Raw genomic sequence first — 23,188 nt, forward strand, 5'->3', positions numbered from 1 at the left:
TTTGGATTTTTTTGGCAAAAAAAATAATTTATCTTCAAAAACTTAAGATGCTTCCACTAACTTTACAAATATTATTATTAAATAGCTATGTCCCTAGAAATCATCCCTTTTGAACCCGAAAATTCGGAGCATACTAATAAATTTAGAGCCTTAAACGAAGCTTGGTTAAAAAAATTCTTCTATTTAGAATCAAAAGATCGTAAGATTTTAATGGATTCTAAAGCTAATATAATCAATAAAGGCGGATATATTTATTTCGCCCGTTATAATGGTGAAATTGTAGGGTGTTATGCGCTTTTACCCCACAGCGCTAGTCAATACGAATTAAGTAAAATGGCTGTTGATCCAGTCTATCAAGGCTTAAAAATAGGACAAACGCTTTTAAAACATGCCATTAATATTGGTCAACAAAACAACTGGGAAAAGATTATATTATACTCCAGTACTCGTTTGGAAAATGCCATCTATATGTATAAAAAAATTGGTTTTAAGGAAGTCCAATTAGAGGAGAGTTTACCTTATAGCAGAAGTGATATTAAAATGGAAATGGCTTTAACCTAAAATTCTAGAATATGAAGACTTATCATTTATTTAGATTAATACTAGTAATAATTACTGTTCTTGTTTTAAGCTGTAAAGAAAAGTCTAAATCTGCCGCTCCTATAAATGAAATTGTTCCGCAGAAAGAAAACAAAGCAGTAGATATCCAAATTTCCCCCATTGAACACGCATCTGCCGTCCTCATTATGGATGACGTTACCATCTATATAGACCCAGTTGGTGAAATAGATTCTTATGATGATGTTCCCGAACCAGACTTAATACTCATAACCGATATTCATGGAGATCATTTTAGCTTAGAGACCCTAGAGGCACTAAATACGCAGAATTCTAAAATAATTCTTCCTCAAGCAGTGGCCGAAAAAATGCCTGAAAAATATACTCCTCAATTAGATATTTTAGATAACGGAGATCATAAAGTTCGTTTTGGAATTACGATAGAAGCTATTCCCATGTATAATTTAAGGGAAGAGGCAAAAGACTTTCATCCCAAAGGCCGAGGCAATGGTTATGTAATTAGCAAGAACGAGGAGCGCATATATTTCTCTGGAGACACCGAAGATATACCTGAAATGAGAGCGCTATCACAAATAGATAAAGCCTTCATTTGTATGAACCTTCCATATACTATGGATATTGAAAGCGCTGCAGAGGCAGTTCTAGAGTTTAGACCAAAACAGGTTTACCCTTATCACTACCGTGGCAATCCGGATGTAAGCGATGTTTCATTATTTAAAAAAATAATTAACAGTGAAAACCCGGATATAGAAGTGGTACAATTAGATTGGTACCCTAATATGGATTATTAAGACTAGTAGCTTCTACAAAATAAAAAATCCGCCAATACTTTGTTTAGCATGGCGGATTTTGTTGAATAGAAATGGTAATCTAACGGATTAATTTCTTGTATTTTAATCGTTTAGGAATTAAATCACCTCCTAAGCGTTTTCTTTTATTTTCTTCATATTCTGAGAATGAACCTTCAAAGAAATAAACTTGCGAATCCCCTTCAAAGGCTAGAATATGGGTACATATTCTATCTAAAAACCACCTATCGTGGGAAATAACTACGGCACAACCAGCAAAATTCTCTAACCCTTCTTCCAATGCACGTAAGGTATTCACATCCAAATCGTTAGTAGGCTCATCTAAAAGCAATACGTTTCCTTCTTCCTTTAAGGTCATTGCTAGGTGCAAACGGTTACGTTCCCCACCTGAAAGCATGCTCACTTTTTTATTCTGCTCATTTCCTGAGAAATTGAAACGACTTAAATAAGCTCTAGAATTTACCTGTCTTCCTCCCATGAGGATTAGCTCTTGCTCGTCACTAAAATTTTGCCATATTGTTTTTTCAGGATCAATATTAGAGTGATTCTGATCTACGTAAGCAATCTTAGCTGTTTCACCAACTATAAACTCACCTTTGTCCGGGGTTTCCTCTCCCATAATCATACGGAAAATAGTAGTTTTACCCGCCCCATTTGGACCAATAATCCCTACAATACCAGCTTGTGGAAGTTTAAAATTAAGGTCTTCATATAATAGTTTATCGCCATACCCCTTACTTACTCCTGTGGCCTCAATAACATTGGTTCCTAGTCGAGGTCCGTTAGGGATATAGATTTCCAACTTTTCGTCTAATTGTTTCTGATCTTGACTCATTAGCTTGTCGTAGTTCTGCAAACGAGCTTTCTGCTTGGTCTGACGTCCCTTAGCTCCTTGTCTAACCCAATCTAACTCCCTCTCCAACACTTTTTGACGTTTAGAAGCAGTCTTACTTTCTTGTGCCAAACGTTTCGATTTCTGGTCTAACCAACTAGAATAGTTACCTTTCCATGGAATACCTTCCCCACGGTCTAATTCTAAAATCCATCCCGCTACATTATCTAAAAAATATCTGTCGTGAGTAACCGCAATCACGGTCCCTTTGTAGGATGCCAAATGATGCTCTAACCAATGTACAGATTCCGCATCCAAGTGGTTAGTAGGCTCATCTAACAATAAAATTTCAGGCTCCTGCAACAACAACCTACATAAGGCAACACGTCTGCGTTCTCCTCCAGATAGGATTCCAATTTTTTTATCGGAATCTGGTGTACGCAAGGCGTCCATCGCAATTTCCAATTTAGTATCTAACTCCCAAGCGTTGCTAGCATCAATTTTATCCTGAAGTACTGCCTGACGATCCATTAATTTTTGCATCTTATCGGCATCTTCATACACTTCCGGAAGACCAAACATATCATTGATCTTATTATACTCATCCAAAATAGCAACGGTTTCTGCAACACCCTCTTTTACAACTTCTAATACCGTTTTTTCTTCATCTAACTGCGGCTCTTGCTCCAAATATCCTACTCTGTATCCAGGAGAAAAAACAACATCTCCCTGGAAGTTTTTATCTACGCCGGCTATAATCTTTAGTAAGGTAGATTTACCCGAACCGTTAAGTCCTAAAATTCCAATTTTAGCTCCGTAGAAAAAGCTTAAATAGATATTCTTTAAAACTGGGGTATTAGCTGTTTTATAGGTCTTGGTTACCCCAGACATGGAAAATATCACTTTCTTATCGTCTGACATATCTTAATTTTCGTGTTAATTGTTAAATTATTTTTCTTTGGACACTAGTCCCTAGGGTTCATTTTTATAAATGGCTCTTCTGCTAAGTTTTGAAGCTAATCTACTTTACAAAACCACTTATTCCTGAGTAACTATTTTAACTTAAACGGACCTATCCAAGGCCACATTTAGTAATTATAATAAGGTTATTCCTAAACCACCTCGATTAAAGAGCTGACAAAATTTATATAAGCCACTCACTTGTTCATAATTTTCACCCCTTACTCTTAAAGAGTTCACCCTCTTTTATAATACTGCTAATCTGCCAAAACATTCATGAGGGTTAATGAATAATGACCAACTAAAATAAATTACACTCTACCCTTTAAGGCATTAAACACCCAAGCAATGGCAAAAAAGCCAATACCTACAGAGGCAAATCCCCAACCAGCAACGTCATCATATCTAAAAGCACCTAATGCAATAAGTGCAAGTCCTACTATTATCATTATAAAGGTTGCCCATGCAAGCACCGTATTCTTATTCATTCCCATATTAAATTTGGTTTAAATTGTAGAAGGCCAAATATCGTAAATTTTATAAGATTATATCTGTCAAAATGCACTTAATTCAAACTATGAAAAGTTGATCCCATTTTGATTTCTCACCGTATCCATTAATCCAATAAGATCTAAGCTGTTTTGATGACTCCATAAATCACTCTCTATTTTCCCTTCTGCAAGACATGTATGCACTTCTTCAATTTCATAGAAATACCCCTTACCGTGAGTAGGCAGGTTAAACACTTTTTCTTCATTTTCTTTATTTATTCTATACCCTTGGGCTTGGTGCCATCGATTAGGTATAACAATAGTACCTTTCTCTCCCGCTATTTGTACCGTCATTTCAGATTTACTATTAAATCCAGAATATAAGATGGCGTGGGTATGTGGATATTTAAAAATCATAGAAGTTTGTATTTCCGCTCCATTTGTATGAAAGTCAGAGGTAGACAAGATCTCATCTGGTTTTCCTAATAGCAGATAGGCTAAAAATATAGGATAGATACCAATATCTAAAAGTGAGCCCCCTCCTAATTTAGGATTTAATACACGACCTTGCAAATCCCTATCCATTGCATAGAAAGCGAAATCGGCATGTAAATAAGTGACATTTCCAATTTCACCAGATTCCACCAAGGATTTCACTTTACGGATAGCAGGATTAAACCTGCTCCAAAGCGCCTCCATTAAAAACACCTTGTTTTTTTTAGCTGATGATATCATTCTTTCTACTTCCCGTTTATCCATGCCCAAAGGTTTCTCACATAACACATGCTTTCCTAAGTCCATCGCCATTATGGACAAATTTGCATGCAAACTATGCGGCGTTGCAATATAGACTACATCTACTTCCTCACACTCTAATAACTCTTCATAGCTTCCAAATGCTAAGGGCACACGGTACTCTTCAGCAAATACCTTAGCTTTCTCTGCACCTCTAGAGGCAACCGCACTAATTACAGCGTCTTCAACTAGCGCCAAATCCTTTACAAAAGAGTGTGCGATATTACCAAGCCCAATGATTCCCCACCGTATTTTTTGCTTCATACTATTCTTTATAGTTTTTTTAAAAATTTTGATAAAATTATTTTTTTTTGAGATACTCCTCTAAAAGAAGACAAGTCCCAACACTAAAGTCCTTAATACACAGTGGAATTGCATTAATTAGCAAATCCGTCTACTTTAAAAAAGAGATTATTGCCCCATATTTAATTTAAGTTAATAAATATAACTCCTTATCTTTAGTGCGCAAAGCAAACCCACGACTACATGGATATTAACTTCAACAAAAACGAAGACCACAATAAACTATTACTTTCGGAATTAAAGCGCAAACTAGCCAAAGTAAAACTTGGCGGGGGCAAACAGCGTTTAGATAAACAACATGCTCTTGGAAAAATGAGCGCTAGAGAGCGCATAGATTATCTTTTAGACGAGGGAACTAGTAGTATTGAAATTGGAGCATTTGTTGGGGAAGGAATGTACGAGGACCACGGTGGGTGTCCCTCTGGAGGGGTTATTGTGAAGATTGGGTATGTAAAAGGCAAACAATGTATTGTAGTCGCAAATGATGCTACTGTAAAAGCAGGTGCATGGTTTCCCATCACCGCTAAAAAGAATCTACGAGCACAGGAAATCGCCATAGAAAATCGACTTCCTATTATCTATTTGGTGGATAGCGCTGGCGTTTATCTTCCCATGCAAGACGAAATATTTCCAGATAAGGAACACTTTGGAAGAATATTTAGAAATAATGCTATAATGAGCAGTATGGGGATCACCCAAATTGCAGCGGTAATGGGTAGTTGCGTAGCTGGAGGGGCTTACTTGCCTATTATGAGTGATGAGGCTTTGATCGTTGATAAAACGGGTAGTATTTTTTTAGCAGGCAGCTATCTTGTAAAAGCTGCAATTGGAGAGGTAATAGACAACGAAACCTTAGGAGGCGCTACCACTCATTGCGAGATTAGTGGAGTAACAGATTATAAAGCTAAAGACGATAAGGATGCGCTAGAGACCATTAAAAACCTTATGGATAAGATTGGGGATTTTGACAAGGCAGGTTATAATAGAATAGCTCCCCTTAAGCCAAAAGATACGGAAAAAGACATCTATGGAATACTTCCTAAATCCAGGGCCGAGCAGTATGATATGTTAGAAATCATTAAACGCTTAGTAGACAACTCGGATTTTGAACAATATAAGGAAGGCTATGGAAAATCTATACTTACCGGCTATGCCCGTATTGATGGGTGGGCAGTTGGGATAGTAGCCAACCAACGTAAAGTGGTAAAAACAAAAAAGGGAGAAATGCAATTTGGAGGAGTAATTTATTCCGATTCTGCAGATAAGGCTACCCGGTTTATTGCCAATTGCAACCAAAAGAAAATCCCCCTAGTTTTCTTACAAGACGTCACCGGTTTTATGGTGGGCAGTAAGAGTGAGCACGGAGGTATAATTAAGGATGGAGCTAAAATGGTAAATGCAGTTAGTAACTCTGTAGTTCCCAAATTCACTATTGTTATAGGAAATAGTTATGGTGCAGGAAATTACGCAATGTGCGGTAAGGCTTACGACCCAAGGTTAATAGTAGCTTGGCCAAGCGCAGAATTAGCAGTGATGAGTGGTAATTCTGCAGCAAAGGTATTATTGCAAATAGAAACAGCTTCCCTTAAGAAAAAAGGTGAAAAAATCACCCCTGAAAAAGAAGAGGAACTATACAATAAAATAAAGCAGCGTTACGACGAGCAGATCTCTCCTTACTATGCTGCCTCTAGATTGTGGACCGATGCGGTAATTGATCCTTTAGATACCCGTAAATGGATTTCTATGGGTATTGAAGCAGCCAATCACGCTCCAATAGAAAAACCCTTTAATTTAGGAGTAATTCAGGTGTAACGACCTATTAATGTACCAATAAAACAGTGTGTAAATGTACTAATTACCTAATGGAACAAGGTTGATTTAGAAATGAGCCAATATACTAATGTATCAATTTGATAATTTGGAGCTGAGTTAATTTGGAAATATACTAAGGTGAATAATGTAATAATATGGAATGAAGTCATGTTGAAAAAAAAATTTTACTTGACTTCGAATCCACTCTGCCACCTAAATCTATGAATTATGTTAATGCCGAAATTTGTCTATTTAGGTATGTGACAATAAGAAAAATGCTCACAGTAAAATGCCACTGAGAACTTCAATTTAACCCCAAAACCCGTAGCGTTTCTCCCCTATTTACCTTTCCACTTCCTGTTTCTATAAACTTAGGAAGGGTATATATTTCCTTCGGAACTTGATATTTATTAATTGTATTGAGGGATTTTATATTATTTAGCAAGGTAGCGGTCTCCTCATGCCCTTCCACTACAAGAATTAATTTTTGTCCTAAACTAGCATCTACTTTCCCAGCTACAAAAAATCTATTGGGTATCAAACTAGATAACTGGGTTTCTATTTGTTCGGGAATTAACTTAATCCCACCGGAGTTAATCACGTTATCGTAACGACCTAACCATTTAAACTCCGTATTAGATATTAAATCAACCATATCATTTGTCACCACATCAATATCAGATATATGTGGCGCATTTATTACTAAACACCCCCGCTGATCCGTAGTGAAGTTAACTTGAGGAAGGGCTTTAAAAGTTAAATCTTCATTAGTTTCAGAGGAATTATTTTTGAACGTGTTTACTCCTTTCGCAGCGATATGGGTTACAGTCTCGGTCATCCCATAAGTCTCGTAGACTTTAGTGAAAGCACAGGATAGTTTAGATTTTAAATCTCCCGACATAGGGGCTCCCCCAACAATTAGTGTACCTATCAGAGATATATTAGTAAGAGAATTTTCTACTTGTAGCGGCACCATTGCCCCAAAATCGTAGTGCCCTTTAGCATGTTCCATTGGATGAGAATTAGGCGCTACACAATGTATATCCCATCCCAAGACCATAGCTCTAACCAACATCATTTTACCGGCAATAAAACGGGTAGGCAAACAGTGTAACGCCTTAGTGCCTTCCTGCATTTTAAAAAATGTACCAGTTGCCAAAGCAGAGTTCACCATGTACTTTTTTTGAAGCGGAATAATTTTAGGAATACCCGTAGAACCAGAGGTACTTACGTACACTGTATTGGAACTATCTAACCAATCTAGCAAGAAATCCCCAATAGCTATTTCATATTCCTCACCCTCCTTTATTAAGCTATATGCTAATTCTAAAAGCTCTAGAAAATCGTAGTGCTTCCCGTTGAATTTAAACCTAGGATGAACAAACTTATAGCTTCGGTCCATTTTCTTCTAACACTTTATATTCCTCCTTCAATAATACCTTCCCTGTAAGTCGCTCTTTCCAATTATGCCAGTTATACTTTTTAGAGAAAACATATATAAGAATAGGGTAAATCACCAATACTGGTACAAATACATCCCATCCCAATTTAGGTTCAGAGACATCTAAATATATCGACTCTGTCTGAAACGCCGTCCAATCTGCGGTAACCAATAAGGCAGTTAGTAAATTATTAGCAGCATGAAAACCAAGGGCCAATTCTAACCCCTCGTCCATCAGGGTAATAATTCCCAAGAAAAAACCAGTTCCAATATAATAGACCATAATACCATAGCCTAATTTATCTACCTCTGGATTAAATAAATGTAACAGTCCAAAGATCAAGGATGTTACCACCAAAGGCACCCATTTATTACCGACAACAATACCGATACCTTGCATTAAATATCCGCGCATAAAATACTCCTCAAAACTAGTCTGCAAGGGAATAAAGAGAATAGCTATAACGCAAAGGATTAAAAACGGCACTAGTTTAAAATTCAACTGATAATCTTCTGGGGAAAGATAAACATCAATCCCTAAGACTATTATGGTAATTCCTGCCCATAGTCCAAATGCGTAAAACACCCTTTTCCAATCTATCCTTTTTCTGCTAGTTGTAAGGGAAACAATAGATTGTTTGTGTATATATTTTACAGTGATAAAAGTAGCTAGCAATCCAAAAGCGAAAGATAATAACATAAGGAACAAAAACAGATTGCTTCCTAAAAGCTTAGACATACCGCTAACATCCATAGGCATTGGTCCAGACCCTAGGGATTTAATAACCAAAGCAGCCATAAGAGGAATCATTCCAATAACCTGCCACCCTAAGAAAATTAACAACAACCCAACTAAGTAAACCCAAGATTCACGATTACCCTTATACCCTTGTTCTATATACATATTCTTTCCAATAATTTTTCTTCCCAATTTATACTTTTCGCATATCCCAAATGACCATTTTTAACCGTTAACGGGCTAGAAAAGTTATTGGTATACAGACTGCCAGTGCCTAAGCCTTGAGGCAGTTTATTTTTTAAGGTATACGTCCATTGTGCAATAGCATTTAAGCCAATATTACTCTCTAAAGCACTAGTTATCCACCATTTAACATTAAGCTTATCTGCAATGTTTATCCATTCTTCACTACCTCTATATCCGCCCACCAAACTTGGTTTTAATATTATATATTGCGGTTGAATGGTTTGTAGCAGTTCTTCTTTGTTTGCAACCTTATTAATCCCAATAAGTTCTTCATCTAAAGCAATTGGGATGGGCGTATTACTACATAATTCTTTCATTGCCATAGTTTGCCCGGCTTTAATTGGCTGTTCTATGGAATGTATATTAAAAGGCGCCAAGAGATGAAGTTTCTCCATAGCTTCTGAAGGTGAAAAAGCTCCATTTGCATCTACCCTTAATTCTATTTGATCTGGATTATACGAGTCTCGAATGGAAGCTAATATTTCCAATTCCTTTTCAAAATCAATCGCGCCAATTTTCATTTTAATACAGCGAAACCCCTCCACCAACTTTTGTTGTATTTGCTGATGCATGAAATTCTCATCTCCCATCCACACCAAACCATTTATGGGAATGACCTTCTCTCCATTGGTAAATTCCGACGGATATAAGGTAAACGTATCTTTAGAATTCAAGGATAAAAATGCTTGTTCTACTCCAAACTGTATACTGGGATAATCAACAAGAGCTTTCCAAAGTTCTTCTTTTCCCAGATGGATATTTTCACAAGTCCATTTTAGTTTCTCCTCATAATTAGGAGTATCGTCGTAACTTAATCCTCTTAAAATACCACATTCTCCAATTCCTAATTCACCGTTATCTTCCAAAATAAGAAACCATATTTCTTTTTGGGTCATTACTCCTCTAGAAGTACCACTGGGTCTTTTAAACTGTAGAATGTATTTTTTATAAGTAGCTTTCATATTCAATAAGGCCAAATTTAACTATCTTTTTCTTTTTAATGAGATAAAATGGCAACAAACAAAAATAAGATTATATGGATTACAGGAGCATCTTCCGGACTAGGCAAAGCGCTTACTTTAGTACTTAGCAAGAAAGACCATAAATTAATTATTTCTTCTAGAAACAAGGATCAGCTCAATAAGGTAAAAAGTAGTTGTTCTAACCCAGAAAATATTGAAGTGCTTCCTTTAGATTTAGAAGATATCAGTTCAATGTCCATCAAAGTAGATAAAGCTATGCTAATTTATGGTTCCATAGACATCTTAATTAACAATGCCGGAATAAGTCAACGATCTCTAATTATAAATACAGAGATGAGTGTCTACAAGCAGCTTATGGATATAAACTATATGGGAACCATTGCGCTGACTAAAGCATTACTCCCTCACTTTGTGCGGCAAAGGCAGGGTCAGTTTGTTACTGTAACTAGTCTTATGGGTAAATTTAGCTCCCCTTACCGGTCTGGTTATTGTGGAGCCAAACACGCGTTGCACGGTTTTTTTGATGCCCTTAGAATGGAGCATGCCAAAGATAACATAAGCGTTACTATGATCTGCCCTGGATTTGTTAACACAGATATAGCCAGAAATGCACTCACTAGTACGGGGACTCCCCAAAAAGAGAACGATAAAGCCACTCAGAATGGAATGTCCCCAGAAATATTTGCAAAAAAAATGATGAGGGCAATTAAGAACAAAAAGTTTGAAGCCTACATTGGAAAACGGGAAGTAATGGGCATATACGTAAAACGCTTTTTCCCAAAGCTCCTACACCGAATGGTTTTAAGGAGTCAGGTACGCTAATTATACAGTTAGCTGTTCTCCTATATCCAATAGAATTAACTCTTTCCCTGCATCTGAAAAGGTTTTCTTTGCCTTTTCATGATCTATTTCAATAAACCCAAAAGTATCAAAGTGATACCCTAAGACCTTGTCACATTCTACAAAATCTGCCGCTATAACCGCATCTTTGGGTCCCATGGTAAAATTGTCTCCCACAGGCAAAATAGCAAGATCTAATTGAGCGAACAAGGGAATCAACTTCATATCCATAGTTAAGGCGGTGTCTCCAGCAATGTAAATCTGCTTTTTTCCTGAGCTTAAAATAAATCCTCCAGGTTGTCCTCCATAGGAGCCATCGGGAAAAGAAGAAGTATGTATAGCGTTCACATATTTTAAATCTCCAAAATCAAAACTCCAACTTCCACCGTGGTTCATAGGATGGGTAGAAAGACCTTTATTTTCAAAATAAGTGGCGATTTCAAAATTACTAACCACTACTGCTTTGCTCCTCAAGGCTATTTCTTCAACATCTAAGATATGATCTTGGTGAGCATGGGTAATTAAAATATAATCGGGGTTAAGATCATTAATATCAATTATCCCCTTTGCTTTTTCGTTTCCAGATATAAACGGGTCAACCAATAGGGTCTTACCTCCTACAGTAATTTGTAGTGAAGCGTGACCTAAAAATGTAATTTGCATATTGAACTTGTTTTAACCCAAAGTTATTTAAAATTGAACCAATAACGAACTCCTTCTGAAGTTTTGTCGATATTTAAGGTAGATTGCAACTGATTAGCCAAACGATTCATAAGACGTATTCCCATGGAAGCGTTCTGATTTAAGTCTGATTCCTCAGGTAACCCTACTCCATTATCAGAATATTCGAAATAACCTTTTTCGGAATCTTTACTTAAATAGATAGAAATCTTTTCTTCGGTTTCTTTCCTTACCTCATCGGGGAATGCATATTTAAAAGAGTTGGAAACCAATTCGTTTAAAATTAGGCCAAAGGGAATAGCCCTATCGATATCTAACTCTACCCCTTCCGCATCTATAATGATATTAATATTATGTCCTCCTTTTTTATATACTGATTGCACACTATTGATTAGGCTTTCTATATATCCCTGCATTTCAATAACCGATAGGTCTTCATTTTGATACAGTTTTTGATGTATTAATGCCATAGCTTTTACCCTACTCTTCCCTTCCTCTAACGCCTGTATTGCAGCCTTGCTTCTCGTATTTTTAGTTTGTAAGCTAAGCAGGCTTGAAACCATTTGTAAATTATTTTTCACCCGGTGATGTATCTCCTTTAAAAGCGAATCTTTTTCCACTAAAGCTGCTTCTATCATCTCTTTCTGATTCTCTATAAGTCGCTGATTTTTAATACTCTTTATATACGCATACACAAGTCCCGCAAAACCTAAAAGAGTGAAAATCAGGGAAATAAATACAATATTTATCCGTTCTTCCTTAGCTAATAGATCGGTTTTAGACTTATCTAAGTCTAGTTTTTGAGCCTCCATCATTTTTTTAGAATACTCAATTTCCTGTCCAGCTACTGCAGCCAACTGCTGCTTTTTCATTGATGTTTCATTTTTAACCAACGAATCATTTATCCTTACATTTCTTTTTAAGTAATCTACAGAACTTTTATAATCATTAGTTTTTGCAAAATAGGCAGCTAGCAGTCCATTTCTTCTAACAACATTTTCAACTGTCGCAGGCGCAGCCACTTTTTTAAGTAAATCTCTAGCCCGATCATATTCCTCCTTTTGAAGATAACAATCTGCTAACTCCAGTGTGTTTACTATTAATTCATTAGAGGGCCTTCCTAAATTACTCCCTTGCAAAGTGGTAATAGAGGTCTCTAACAATGGAATGGCAAGATCAAATTCCTTTAGAAGAGCATAACACTTGCCTATATTTCCTTCTATGATACCTTTAAGCAAATTGCCTTTTTCTATTTCAAGATCCGATTTATCTCTTCTAATATCAGTTAAGTAAATATTGATAAAACTTTCAGCTTTTTTAAAGTAGGTAAGTGCAGTAGGTGTAGATAAATCCAAAAACAAATAAGTCCCCACATTATTATGATATTCGGCTTGCCCATAATAATCGAACTCCCCCACCGTTTTCAACATCTCCTTAATATAATCGTCCATCGCCTTTCTATGGAGACCAAGATTAGAGTAAATGTCATAAAAAACAACCTTATCTGACAGCCCCAATTCCCTTTTCTCGTTCCTTATTTCAAATTGACGATCATAAAGTCCAAGTTTCGCATAATTATTATCAATCAAATCCAAAAGAATCCTCTTAGATTCTAAGCTTGTACCTTCCCATTTGCTGTACAACTCATTGGCTATAGCTACACTTTTGCTATAATCACCAATATCATAAAACAACTGCGCTTGCATTATTTCATACTTCATTATACTTAATGAATCGTTGACATTTTCTGCCTCTTTATGATACTTATTTACTATAGCCTGCCAATCATAGGCAGAGTTATCTTTATAGCGATTAGTACTATCAAAGAAAAGCTGAAACTTTTCTTCGGCCATTTGCAAACTCTGAAATTCTTGAAAAAGATTAGGTTTCACAACTTCCTCTTGGGCTAAAGCGCTCCCTAGGCCTATAGAGAATAGGGCAAATACCATTAGTATTTTTCTTAGGAATTTTGTCATTGTTTTAGTTGTGCATCCAAATTAAGTTACCCTTCCATATTAGTATGCTAATCCTTGGTAACAGTAAAGATGTAATATTTAAATTAATAATCAAGCATAAATTCACTTGCATTGTCTCGCCATTACCATCAACAATGACAAGATTCACTCCTATAAAATTAATCGATTTACCTGCCCACTGCTATAGTTAATTAGGTGTAAGTAAATTTGCTATTCAATTCTCTGAATCGATTCCTTATAATAAATAGGATTGAATTTGCTATAGTTAGCGTAGTCAATAAAAAAGGCAATACAAGTTAATTGTAGTGCCTTTAAGTATATGTAAAACGATAAGATTTGGGGTCTTTTATCAAGATTAAAAATAGCTTGTCTTTACAGTAAAGCTACAATAATGTTGTGTAACCATCCAATTTTGTGGTGAAGATTATAATTTGCAATATATTATGATTCTAGTTTCCCTAAAAATAATAGGATAGTACTTGTTACTATATTTAGTTATTTACCCTTTTAATCTGACTTTTCAGTTCTTCCATTGATTCCTGTAATTGTCGCAACAGTCCACTTTCCGAAGTGGCGTCTACACCAAAGGTAATTTTACTTCCCACTTGCCAAAGTTCCTGTAGCTCATTTGTCTTAACACGATAGGGTGGGTAATTTTCATTTATAGAAATAAGAGAAATCTCTGTAGGGTCTGGAGATCTTTCAATTTTCTTTACTAAAACGGCATCTTGTAGAACAACAACATAAATTTTATTGGGACTTATATCCTGCAATCCTTCCACAGCCTTGGCTAAAACCCACTCCCCTGGCCTCAAATTAGGTAGCATACTATCTCCTTCTACTTGAAAGCCACGATAAGTAGCATTTCTAAACTCCGGAAGAGGGATATCGAACGCAGGAAGTTGACGATACCAACTAGTATCTTGTATATTCTGAGGGTACCCTGCGGCAGCTTTAGCATTTACTAAAACCATATTCTCATTATCTGAGGAGTCTACAGTTACTACTTTTGGCATTACACTGCTATTTGCCGTAGATAAATTCTTATGAATACTATCTCCATACAACCAAAGAGGATTCACGTTAAATTGTTTGAGCAGTTGAGCAACTACAGTTCCAGATAATTTGGTCCTACCACGCTCTATATCAGCAGTAGTATTGGAAACTCCCAAAAGCTTGGCAAATTCTGCCTGTGTAAAACCTAATTCCCTACGAATCTCTGTAAAACGCTTAACTGCAATCTCTAAATTATCGTTCATATCCCAAAATTTAAATTAAAACTCCCAGATAGTATCCATTCTCTATAGGGAATAACAGACCATAAATATAATTCAAATATACACAATTTGGAGTATATCCAATAAAATTGTTGGATTATTTCCATATTTAGGAATAAATCCATATATTTGGATTAATTACAAAACGCTACATTATGACTATTGAAGAGCTACACCACAAATTAAGTCTATTAGCCCTAACTGCAATAGGAGATGAACCCTTGATAACACCCAAACCAAGGATTAGAAAACCTAAACTAAAAAGGTCTACACAGCCTAAGCCTGATTGTTTGGAAAACAAGAATTATATACAATTTAGTTTATTTGATTAAGCATGGAAAATGTAAAAATTTTACGATATGATGGAAGTCTAAATGGTTTCTTATGCGCCATATACCGGGCTTTCGAATCAAAATTAAGAGTAATCGATATTCAAAAAAGCGAAAAGGCTCAAAAAGGTTTATTTACGGAAGTAGAAACTATTATTACGGATGTAAATAAAGCTAGACGTGTATGGATAGGTATCCAAAAGAAAAACAATGCGGCGATCAAAAATATCTACTTTTCATTTCTGAGCGAATCAAAAGGGATTGAATTACTGCTGTATAAATACATTTGCTCTCTCTACAATACGACATCTGATACTGAATCAGAAGAAGAATTACAGACCATACGAATAAAACTATACCAATATTCAGGTATGGTATCTAGAGAAAAACTCCGAATTGAGTCGATCGCTAAATTCAGAGTTTCCCAAGATGGTATTTATTTTTCTGCGGTATCACCATACTATGATGTATTACCACTTTTAAGTAAATACTATAGATCAAAATTTCCTAATAAGGCGTTTGCTATCTACGATCTCAAAAGACGTTATGCTGTTTTTTATGATCTAGAGACAACACAAATAATTAGGACAGATCTTTCCAATATCCAATCTATAGGTCCATTATCTAAAACAAATTTAAAACCTTTAATTAAGAGGGAGCTTTTCACTCATGATTATACACCACATGCCACTAGTTTCTTTAGTGAAAAAGAGGCCGTTTAAGACAAACTAGAGTCTAAGAATAATCTAATCGTAATACTCAACACTTAATCTAAGACGAATTACTTCTTTACTCCCAAATAAAGAAGGTTTAAACCTAAGTTTTTCTTGGACTTATCATTAAAGTTCATTGAACCATCCAAAATCGGTTATTTAGAAATTATTTACTTTTTGCACCTACAAAATTATCGCTCTGATTCTTAAAGAGAACATTAAAAGTTGTTAAGCTACCATAAATACGAGTAATGTATTGTTGCAAGTCAACTTTTTCTTGGTCATCCAGATTAGAACTACTATTAATTTTCTGTTCCATCACCCTTATACGGTCTCGCACCATAACTATCTTATGAAAAAAAGTATCTATTGGTATTTTCTTTTCTGATAAATTGGCATCCCCAGGCTCTAGAACTAAGGTTCCCCCTTTCCATTTATCTGCTATTGGAGTAACGGAACTGGCATCACTCCACCTTCTAAGTATCTCTATTAAAGACTGTTCAACTTCAGAAAAGCTAATAGAATCTACCTCATCTTCCAAGGCCTCAATTACTTCAAAATCTGAATCAATAGCAATGGTTTCTAGGCCGCTATCCATAAAGGTTACCCAATAATGCTTGGAGGTCACATTAGTAACCACCCCTTTACCTAATTCTTGATGCTGTATTCGCGACCCTATTCCTAAAATCTGCATATATTATTATTTTAAATTTATATCGCTAATGTATATCTAAGCCATTAAATAACAAAAAACTAAATTGTACCGCCTTCATTTTTAAAGGTCAATATTGTAACTTCGCGCTTTGATGACAAAAACGATGGCATACGAAGAAAATATTGAGGTTCAGGGAGCTCGGGTACACAACCTAAAAAATATAGATGTTACTATCCCTAGGGAAAAGCTGGTAGTAATAACCGGACTTTCGGGTAGTGGTAAATCATCTTTAGCTTTCGATACCATTTATGCAGAAGGTCAACGAAGATACATAGAGACTTTTTCTGCTTATGCACGACAATTTTTAGGAGGATTAGAACGTCCAGACGTGGATAAAATAGACGGACTTTCTCCTGTTATCGCGATTGAGCAGAAAACCACCTCTAAATCTCCGCGTTCCACAGTTGGCACCATTACCGAAATTTATGACTTTCTTAGGTTATTGTTTGCAAGGGCGAGTGATGCCTACAGCTACAATACCGGTGAGAAAATGGTTAGTTATGATGATGAGCAGATTAAAGACCTCATAATATCAACCTATAAGGACAAAAGGATTAATATTCTTGCCCCGGTAATTAGATCTAGAAAGGGACACTATAGGGAACTGTTTGAACAGATTGCTAAACAGGGGTTTGTAAAAGTAAGAATAGATGGGGAAATAAAGGATATTGTAAAGGGCATGAAAGTAGACCGTTACAAAACCCATGACATTGAAATTGTTATAGACCGACTTAAAATTTCTTCTGGCCCTGAATTAGATAAGCGTATTTCTGAAAGTATTAATACTGCTATGTATAGCGGAGATAATATATTGATGGTTTTAGAAGAGGGCAAAGACGAGCCTCGCTATTTTAGTAGAGACCTTATGTGTCCTACTACAGGTATCTCTTATCCCTCACCAGAACCAAATACATTTTCTTTTAACTCCCCAAAAGGAATGTGCCCTGATTGTAATGGTTTAGGAAATATTCATGAGGTGAACGAAAGCAAAATATTCCCCAATAAAAAATTATCAATTACCGCTGGTGGTATAGCACCCTTGGGGCCTTACAAAAAATCATGGGCTTTTAAGCAAATAGAAATCATTGCCCAGCGTTACAATTTTAGTTTGGACGATCCCATATCTAAAATTCCAGATGAAGCAATTAAGATATTGCTATATGGAGGAAAAGAAAGTTTTGAAGTAGATTCCAAAATTTTAGGAGTTAAAAGAAAATATAAGATTGATTATGAAGGAATTTCGCATTTTATAAAAAGTCAGTTCCACGAAGCCAATTCAACTTCCATAAAAAGATGGGCTAAGGAATATATGGACAAAATTAAATGTCCAACCTGCGAAGGCACTCGCTTAAAACAAGCTTCTTTAAACTTTAAGATAGACGCTAAAAACATTGCTGAATTATCCAATTTGGATATTTCTGACCTAGCAGATTTTTTCGGGAATTTAGAAGAAAAGCTATCAGGTAATCAATTGAAGATCGCTGAAGAAATAATTAAAGAGATTAGAAGCAGAATCCAATTTTTATTGGATGTAGGCTTAAACTATCTTTCATTAAACCGTAGTAGCAAGTCTCTTTCTGGTGGGGAGGCTCAACGGATTAGACTTGCTACCCAAATAGGCTCTCAACTAGTAGGGGTACTTTACATTTTAGACGAACCCAGCATTGGTCTACATCAAAGAGACAATGAGCGTTTAATAGCTTCCTTAGAATCACTAAGAGATATTGGAAATTCTGTTATTGTAGTAGAACATGATCGGGATATGATAGAGCGTGCAGATCATGTAATAGATATTGGACCAAAAGCTGGAAAATACGGTGGGGAAATAATATCACAAGGGAGTCCTGCAGAGCTCAGAAATCATCACACCCTTACCGCAGCATATATAAACGGAGAGAAAGAAATAGAGGTACCTAAGACTAGAAGATCTGGCAATGGGAAATCTATAAAACTTACCGGTTGTACTGGTAATAACCTTAAGAATATTTCAGTAGAATTCCCTTTAGGTAAAATGATCGGGGTAACAGGAGTATCAGGAAGTGGAAAGTCAACTTTAATTAGTGAAACATTGTACCCTATTCTAAACGCTTATTATTTTAATGGCGTTAAAGAACCAATGCCTTATAAAAAAATAAGTGGATTAGAACATATAGATAAAGTAATAGACATTAATCAATCTCCCATTGGTAGAACCCCAAGGTCTAATCCAGCCACCTACACTGGAGTATTCAGTGAAATACGAGCCCTGTTTGCAAAGACCCAAGAAGCCGCAATTAGAGGCTACAAACCTGGGCGATTTAGTTTTAATGTTACAGGTGGACGTTGCGAAACTTGTAAAGGTGGTGGTTTAAGAGTTATAGAAATGAATTTTCTGCCAGATGTATATGTAGATTGCGAGACTTGTAATGGAAAACGATTTAACCGAGAAACCTTAGAAATAAGATACAAAGGAAAGTCAATTGCAGATGTTCTAGAAATGACCATCAATGAATCGGTAGATTTTTTTGAAAACATTCCTAAAATCCATAGAAAACTTAAAACCATACAGGATGTAGGGTTAGGATATATTTCTTTAGGTCAACAATCCACAACACTTTCTGGAGGAGAGGCACAGCGAATTAAGTTAGCAACTGAATTATCTAAAAAAGATACTGGAAACACCTTTTATATTTTGGATGAACCCACTACTGGCTTACATTTTGAGGATATTAGAGTACTTATGAATGTTTTAAACAAACTTGTAGACCAAGGGAATACCGTCTTAATTATAGAACACAACATGGATGTTATAAAAATGATGGATCATATCTTGGATATTGGTTATGAGGGGGGGCGAAATGGAGGAATGGTGGTTGCAAAAGGTACTCCTGAAGAAGTAGCTAAAGATAAAAAAAGTCATACTTCCAAGTATCTAAGAAAAGAATTAGGTTTGTAACTTTAGCAGTTTTGATATTATAAAAATTGCTATACTCAACATAATTTTGGACAGCCTAAGAATTTTTAGCACATTTAACAGACTTTAAAACAATTGATTTACGATATATTATGAGAAAAGAACAACATCACAAGGGATGGAATGAAATAAAAACCAACGATTCATGGGCATTATTTAAGATAATGGGAGAATTTGTAAACGGTTTTGAAAAAATGAGTGCCATTGGTCCTTGTGTTTCCATCTTTGGATCTGCCCGTACCAAACCAGAAGACCCCTATTATGAACTTGCCGTTAGAGTAGCTAAAAGCATTTCTGAAGCAGGCTATGGTATTATTACCGGAGGTGGTCCTGGAATAATGGAAGCAGGAAATAAAGGAGCTCATTTAGCTGGCGGCACCTCGGTTGGTTTAAATATAGACTTACCTTTTGAACAGCATGACAACCCATATATCGATAACGATAAAAGTTTAGATTTTGATTATTTCTTTGTCCGTAAGGTGATGTTCGTTAAGTATTCTCAGGGCTTTGTAGTTATGCCAGGAGGCTTCGGAACCTTAGATGAGCTTTTTGAAGCCATTACTCTTATTCAGACCAATAAAATTGAAAAATTCCCAATTATTTTGGTCGGCACAGAGTTTTGGACTGGATTGATAGATTGGATAAAAAGCTCCTTACTTAAGGTTGGAAATATTAGTCCAAACGATTTAGACCTAATTCAAATTGTTGATACAGAGGAAGAAGTAGTAGATATTATTGATGCTTTTTACAAAGGCAACCTACTTACTCCAAACTTCTAAAATCTTATCTACTTGAGAAAATTGTTGAATAGCTTACTAAGTAACCTACCCCTAATTATTTTATTATGGGGACACCTAAGTTATTCCCAAAACAGTAATAAAGTTACTGCTTCCTTGGATGAGGAAACAAAAGTAATAAGCATTCAACAGGAATTAACTTACTACAATCAATCTCAAGATACATTAAACAACATATTTTTAAATGATTGGGCCAATGCCTATGCCGATAAGAATACGGTATTGGCCAAAAGATTTGCTGAAGAGTTTAAAAAGAGCCTTCATCTAGCAAAAGAGGACGAACGTGGACATACCAAAATAATAAGTGCTGTAGACGACAAGCATCAAGGGCTAAGTTGGAGTTATACTACAGCCCGGGATATCGTTAAAATAGATCTCAATACTCCCTTACCTCCAAAATCCTCTATTAAACTATTTATTACCTATAAGGTTAAACTACCCCCCAATAAGTTTACACCTTACGGGTTTAATAGTAATAGGGAATATTTTCTTAAGGACTGGTATTTATCTCCCGCAGTTTATGATGGGGAATGGCACCTCTATTCTAATAAAAATTTAGAAGATTTATATACGGAAGTTACAAACACTACAATACATCTCACTCTTCCCAAAGATTTATACGCAGTTTCAAATTTTAACGAGTCTGATAAGTCTAGCCTAGGAGATAATCAACATATCACCTTAATTGGTACGGATCAAAAAAATGGAGAAATACTAATTACACCTTACAGGCGATTCACCAAACATGTAACACCAGCACTCACAGTAATTACAGATCTACAAACAATAAGGTATGATGAAATATCCTCCGGAATTTCAATTAATAGGATTACCAAATTTCTACAAGAAAGCCTAGGAGATTTTCCGCATCAACATTTATTGGTAAGTGAATGGGACTATGATAAGGACCCTCTATATGGAATAAATCAACTACCTAAATTCATAAGACCATATGAGGAGCAGTTTCAATTTGAAATGAAGTTTCTAAAAACTGCCTTAAACAGTTTTGTTAAGGAAACTATGTTCATAAATCCAAGAAAAGAAAAGTGGGTAACAGATGCTATTACAAATTATCTGATAATAAACTTTGTAGAGCAACATTATCCGGATCAAAAGCTTTTGGGAAAACTATCGAGCATTTGGGGTATTCGTGGTTTTCATTTGGCAAAAATGAATTTTAATGAGCAATATCCTTTGTTACATATGTTATCTGCTCGAAGAAATGTAGATCAGGCTTTAACCACTCCCAATGACTCGTTAATAAAATTCAACCAAAAAATAGCGAACAGATATAAGGCTGGATTAGGTTTAGCATATTTAGCAGACTATACTGGTAAAGAAAAAGTAGATAAAAGTGTTAGAGATTTTTACGAATTCTATAACCTGAAAGAATCCACGGCGGCAGATTTTAAGTTTATAGTAGTAGAAAATTCGGACAAGGATATCAATTGGTTTTTCGATGAATATGTATCTACCACCAAGAAAATTGATTTTAAAATAACGAAGGTTTTAAAATCTCAAGACTCTTTATCGGTCACCTTAAAGAACAAACAAGGAACTAATGTTCCCATTTCACTATTTGGAATTAAAAACGATTCTATTGTTTCCAAATATTGGTTCACCAATATTACTGACGAGAAAACCTTCCATATTCCTAGAGAAGACGAGGAGCGATTAGTACTAAATTATGATCAGACCATTCCTGAATTTAACCAACGTGACAATTGGAAATCTCTCAATGGATTCTTTTCTAGTAACAAAAGATTGAAATTTCAATTCTTTAAAGATGCTGAAGACCCATATTTTAATCAAGTTTTTTATGTTCCAGTTCTAAGTTTTAATAAATATGACGGACTTGCCCCTGGGATACGTCTCCATAATAAAACCCTATTAGAGCGTCCTTTTGTTTTTGATGTAGCTCCTTCCTATGCTCCCAATGAAAAAACCCTTGTGGGCTATGGAAGTTTTAATTTTAGACAGTATCACGCAAAAAAAGGGTTATACGTTACCAACTATTCTTTAAGAGGGTCTACTTCACATTTTCAAAAAAATTCTCGATACACCACTATTAGTCCTTCAATTGGTTTTGGCTGGAGACCAGACAACTTGCTATCTAACAAACGAAACTATTTACTTTTTAGGTCTGTAAATGTCTTTAGGACAGTTGACGAAGCCCTTGAAAGCAGTGGCTTAGAGACTGATCCAGATTACAATGTACTTAACGCTAAATACATTCATACTACCAATAACATATTAAATTATTTTTCCTGGTCATTTGATGCACAACATTCCAATGTTTTTACCAAAGTTGCCTACGAATTAGAATATCGAAAGCTTTTTGAAAACAACACTCAATTTAACATACGTTTTTTTGCTGGAAAGTTTATTAACAACAAATCAGCTGGCGACAGCAATTTCTTTAGTTTTTCCCTAGATAGACCAACAGATTACTTGTTTGATTATGATTACTTAGGAAGGTCTGAAGGTTCCGGAATTTATAGTCAGCAAATTATAGTAGCAGAAGGTGGATTTAAATCGAAATTAGAAAATCCATTTGCAGACGATTGGATGGCAACCGTTAACTCTAGTGTTAATCTCTGGCGATGGGTAGAGCTTTATGGCGATATTGGTTTAGTGAAAAATAGGGGGCTAAAAGAACGTTTTGTTTATGATTCTGGGATCCGTCTAAATCTATTGACTGATTATTTTGAACTTTATTTCCCTATCTACTCTAATAATGGTTGGGAAATTTCTCAGCCCCAGTACGATCAAAAAATTAGGTTCGTGATTACCTTAAGTCCAAGGACCTTAACCGGCTTATTTACTAGAAAATGGTTTTAAAACTTTACCACATTCTTAAAATATGCGGTATTTTTTGCGACATCAACAACGATTAATTTATCAAAACCCTAAACGT

Annotated in this window: 18 protein-coding genes; 8 read left to right on the forward strand and 10 right to left on the reverse strand. The window is 35.7% G+C overall.

The window, feature by feature from the left end; translation table 11 throughout:
• Positions 1-87: 87 nt before the first annotated feature.
• Complete coding sequence (locus tag H344_RS0104840) at positions 88-561, forward strand: GNAT family N-acetyltransferase (protein WP_026809271.1); 474 nt, start codon at positions 88-90, stop codon at positions 559-561.
• An 11-nt stretch (positions 562-572) separates the two neighbouring features.
• On the forward strand, positions 573-1,370 hold the full coding sequence (locus H344_RS0104845; protein WP_026809272.1) for an MBL fold metallo-hydrolase: 798 nt from the start codon (positions 573-575) through the stop codon (positions 1,368-1,370).
• 79 nt (positions 1,371-1,449) lie between these two features.
• On the opposite strand, the gene ettA is transcribed toward H344_RS0104845, so the two are convergent.
• The 3 genes from ettA to H344_RS0104860 form a co-directional block, all read right to left on the reverse strand.
• Positions 1,450-3,141 (reverse strand): energy-dependent translational throttle protein EttA, encoded by a 1,692-nt coding sequence (gene ettA, locus H344_RS0104850; RefSeq protein ID WP_026809273.1) that lies wholly within the window; start codon positions 3,139-3,141, stop codon positions 1,450-1,452.
• A 350-nt stretch (positions 3,142-3,491) separates the two neighbouring features.
• A complete protein-coding gene (locus tag H344_RS0104855; RefSeq protein WP_026809274.1) occupies positions 3,492-3,674 on the reverse strand; it encodes a CAL67264 family membrane protein in 183 nt (60 codons plus the stop codon).
• A gap of 81 nt (positions 3,675-3,755) precedes the next feature.
• On the reverse strand, positions 3,756-4,730 hold the full coding sequence (locus tag H344_RS0104860; protein ID WP_026809275.1) for a Gfo/Idh/MocA family protein: 975 nt from the start codon (positions 4,728-4,730) through the stop codon (positions 3,756-3,758).
• Positions 4,731-4,952: 222 nt separating this feature from the next.
• Between H344_RS0104860 and H344_RS0104865 the strand changes: the two genes are divergently transcribed.
• Positions 4,953-6,581, forward strand: a complete 1,629-nt coding sequence (locus H344_RS0104865; RefSeq protein WP_026809276.1) for an acyl-CoA carboxylase subunit beta — start codon at positions 4,953-4,955, stop codon at positions 6,579-6,581.
• Between the two features lie 304 nt (positions 6,582-6,885).
• On the opposite strand, the gene H344_RS0104870 is transcribed toward H344_RS0104865, so the two are convergent.
• From H344_RS0104870 to menC, 3 genes are read right to left on the reverse strand one after another with little or no spacing between them, the layout of a single operon-like run.
• Positions 6,886-7,983, reverse strand: coding sequence for an AMP-binding protein (locus H344_RS0104870; protein WP_026809277.1), 1,098 nt, complete (start codon positions 7,981-7,983; stop codon positions 6,886-6,888).
• Positions 7,967-8,926 (reverse strand): CPBP family intramembrane glutamic endopeptidase, encoded by a 960-nt coding sequence (locus H344_RS0104875; RefSeq protein ID WP_026809278.1) that lies wholly within the window; start codon positions 8,924-8,926, stop codon positions 7,967-7,969. Before H344_RS0104875 ends, H344_RS0104870 begins: the two co-directional genes overlap by 17 nt.
• Positions 8,917-9,969 carry an o-succinylbenzoate synthase gene (gene menC, locus H344_RS0104880; protein WP_026809279.1) on the reverse strand — a complete coding sequence of 351 codons (1,053 nt, stop codon included), beginning with the start codon at positions 9,967-9,969 and terminating at the stop codon, positions 8,917-8,919. The genes H344_RS0104875 and menC overlap by 10 nt, the downstream gene beginning before the upstream one ends.
• Positions 9,970-10,017: 48 nt before the next feature.
• Here menC and H344_RS0104885 point away from each other — a divergent pair, with 48 nt between their 5' ends.
• Positions 10,018-10,812, forward strand: a complete 795-nt coding sequence (locus H344_RS0104885) for an SDR family oxidoreductase (protein WP_026809280.1) — start codon at positions 10,018-10,020, stop codon at positions 10,810-10,812.
• Here H344_RS0104885 and H344_RS0104890 read toward each other — a convergent pair whose 3' ends face one another.
• From H344_RS0104890 to H344_RS0104900, 3 genes are all read right to left on the reverse strand, one after another.
• On the reverse strand, positions 10,813-11,493 hold the full coding sequence (locus H344_RS0104890) for a metal-dependent hydrolase (protein ID WP_026809281.1): 681 nt from the start codon (positions 11,491-11,493) through the stop codon (positions 10,813-10,815). It lies immediately after the preceding gene.
• A gap of 23 nt (positions 11,494-11,516) precedes the next feature.
• Positions 11,517-13,487, reverse strand: a complete 1,971-nt coding sequence (locus H344_RS0104895; protein WP_026809282.1) for a sensor histidine kinase — start codon at positions 13,485-13,487, stop codon at positions 11,517-11,519.
• Between the two features lie 491 nt (positions 13,488-13,978).
• Positions 13,979-14,746 (reverse strand): XRE family transcriptional regulator, encoded by a 768-nt coding sequence (locus H344_RS0104900; RefSeq protein ID WP_026809283.1) that lies wholly within the window; start codon positions 14,744-14,746, stop codon positions 13,979-13,981.
• Positions 14,747-15,098: 352 nt separating this feature from the next.
• On the opposite strand from H344_RS0104900, the gene H344_RS19720 reads away from it, so the two are divergent.
• A complete protein-coding gene (locus tag H344_RS19720; protein WP_051254117.1) occupies positions 15,099-15,815 on the forward strand; it encodes a TIGR03915 family putative DNA repair protein in 717 nt (238 codons plus the stop codon).
• A 157-nt stretch (positions 15,816-15,972) separates the two neighbouring features.
• Here H344_RS19720 and H344_RS0104920 read toward each other — a convergent pair whose 3' ends face one another.
• Positions 15,973-16,500, reverse strand: coding sequence for a hypothetical protein (locus H344_RS0104920; RefSeq protein WP_026809284.1), 528 nt, complete (start codon positions 16,498-16,500; stop codon positions 15,973-15,975).
• Positions 16,501-16,624: 124 nt separating this feature from the next.
• On the opposite strand from H344_RS0104920, the gene uvrA reads away from it, so the two are divergent.
• The 3 genes from uvrA (at position 16,625) to H344_RS0104935 (ending at position 23,112) form a co-directional block, all read left to right on the forward strand.
• Positions 16,625-19,456, forward strand: coding sequence for an excinuclease ABC subunit UvrA (gene uvrA / locus H344_RS0104925; protein ID WP_157378140.1), 2,832 nt, complete (start codon positions 16,625-16,627; stop codon positions 19,454-19,456).
• Between the two features lie 110 nt (positions 19,457-19,566).
• Positions 19,567-20,253, forward strand: a complete 687-nt coding sequence (locus tag H344_RS0104930; protein ID WP_026809286.1) for an LOG family protein — start codon at positions 19,567-19,569, stop codon at positions 20,251-20,253.
• Between the two features lie 12 nt (positions 20,254-20,265).
• A complete protein-coding gene (locus H344_RS0104935; protein WP_316929557.1) occupies positions 20,266-23,112 on the forward strand; it encodes a gluzincin family metallopeptidase in 2,847 nt (948 codons plus the stop codon).
• The last annotated feature ends 76 nt before the right edge of the window (positions 23,113-23,188 follow it).

It is taken from the genome of Arenibacter latericius DSM 15913 (genome assembly GCF_000424985.1).
Lineage (GTDB): Bacteria > Bacteroidota > Bacteroidia > Flavobacteriales > Flavobacteriaceae > Arenibacter > Arenibacter latericius.